Annotated in this window: 3 protein-coding genes; all 3 read right to left on the bottom strand. The window is 40.5% G+C overall.

From position 1 onward, the window contains the following. Positions 1-75: 75 nt before the first annotated feature. Complete coding sequence (locus L8D11_RS05210; protein ID WP_236870610.1) at positions 76-225, bottom strand: hypothetical protein; 150 nt, start codon at positions 223-225, stop codon at positions 76-78. 5 nt (positions 226-230) lie between these two features. Continuing rightward, complete coding sequence (locus L8D11_RS05215) at positions 231-1,265, bottom strand: Fic family protein (protein WP_236870611.1); 1,035 nt, start codon at positions 1,263-1,265, stop codon at positions 231-233. A gap of 236 nt (positions 1,266-1,501) precedes the next feature. Next, a partial coding sequence (locus tag L8D11_RS05220) for a hypothetical protein (protein ID WP_236870612.1) occupies positions 1,502-1,748 on the bottom strand: 247 nt, incomplete at its 5' end.

Raw genomic sequence — 1,748 nt, forward strand, 5'->3', positions numbered from 1 at the left:
ATCCAAAGAGAGAATTTTCAAAAAGCTAAATTTATTTGGGATGAAGCTATCCAAGAGATAGCTGCTGCCTAAAATTTAAGGGTCAGGGTTGTGTTGCGGCCATATTTCCATTAACTTGACGGTGCCCCTTGAAGCTATTGCAGCAACAAGCTCAGGCAGTTCATCTATCCAGGTTTTGCCTTTTTCTCCGTAAATGTTAATGATGTTGGATTGGAAGATGCTCATAGACTCTACTTCACAATAATATCGTAAGGCTCTGTCAACTTATATTTTCTGGCTTTGTTAGAAGCGTCTACTATTTCTAAAAAGCCACCTTCAACCCATTTTTTGCAAAGCGCAGCATTCGTTCTAGGCTGAAAGCCAAATAGATCACCTATTTGTTTAGCTGTAACAACATCATATCCCTTAAATAATTCCAAGGCTTTGCGTTGTTTCGGATCTAAGGTGCGCAAAACTTGCGAATGATCTTTTTCACCTTTCTCGTTGCTTGAAATCATCTGCGCGACGACTTTCTCAAATGCGAAAGCCATACCTTCAGTAAAATATTCCACCCAGGGAGTTATATCGCTTTCTGCCCTTCCAAAGTAATAATTGTGAGATGGGCCGATACTGATAGCACGATAATATCCGAGTAAGTTTTTAGCATAATACTCCTCAAGGGAATACAAGCCTTTTAAATCGTACCCTCCAAGATGCAATATCAGCGTTGTCAGTAACCTGCTTGTTCGCCCATTACCATCGTAATAGGGGTGAATTGTTGCAAACTGGTAATGCGCAGTACCAGCGACAATGGGGCATGGTATATCTTCATTCTCTTTGATCCATGACACTAAGTTGCGCATAAGTCCAGGAACATCCTTGGCTTCCGGAGGCATATAGACAATCGTTCCTGTACCGCTGTCTTTGATAACGTTTTGGCCATCTCGGTAAGGTGTTGGTTTAATACGTGTTCTTCCATCGCTCATCACTAAAGCATGCAAGGTCTGGATGACTTTTTCGGTAACAGGATGGTTTTGTGAGGCATATTGTTCAAGCTGAGCTAGGGCGGCATAATAGCCTCTTACTTCATGTTCATCACGCTCTCTACCCGGGAAATGTCCTTGAAGTTGAATGACCTCTTTGATCTCCTCAGGTTTAAGCTGATTGCCTTCTATCATCGTAGAATAATGTGTGGTGTAGAGTTTGGCCGTTTCACGTAGCGAAGCAAGCACTGTAGGATTAACAGGCAGTAATGCAACTTTTTCCTTAGCAGCCTCAATTCTCATCAGACTTTTGGCAATGCCAGGGGTTATACTGTAGATGGGTTTAAAATTTGTCGGCATGATGTAAGCTCAATATCAGTTCCTCTTTTATTATCTATTATGCCGATAAGTAGCGTATAAGTCAAGTATAACATGCCGATAAAATATATAAGAGTGTTTCACTTGATACTCTCCAAGTACGCATCTATAATCGCTGCAGAGAGTGAAAACATAACCATATCACCCCAGTTTGGAGTTGGTTAGGTTGAGGCAAACCAACCTCCGCCAGATTTTTGACGAATAACTTTTCTCACCGTCATTGCGAACGCAGTGAAGCAATCCAGAAACCCCAGTATTTGTGGGTTTTCCAAGGCTTTCGTTGGCACAGTCAAGTTAAAAATAGAATAAAATTCTGATATTGAATAAAAGATTATAAAATTGTAGGATTTAAAAAAATAAATATCAAAAAAGATGAAGGGCACACCAAACAGACATAGATATCCAATG

It is taken from the genome of Candidatus Bandiella numerosa, assembly GCF_021811875.1.
Classification (GTDB): domain Bacteria; phylum Pseudomonadota; class Alphaproteobacteria; order Rickettsiales; family Midichloriaceae; genus Aquirickettsia; species Aquirickettsia numerosa_A.

Coding starts and splice junctions, on each gene's coding strand:
- L8D11_RS05210 (WP_236870610.1), bottom strand. CDS start 225: ATGAGCATCTTCCAATCCAACATCATTAACATTTACGGAGAAAAAGGC.
- L8D11_RS05215 (WP_236870611.1), bottom strand. CDS start 1,265: ATGAGAATTGAGGCTGCTAAGGAAAAAGTTGCATTACTGCCTGTTAAT.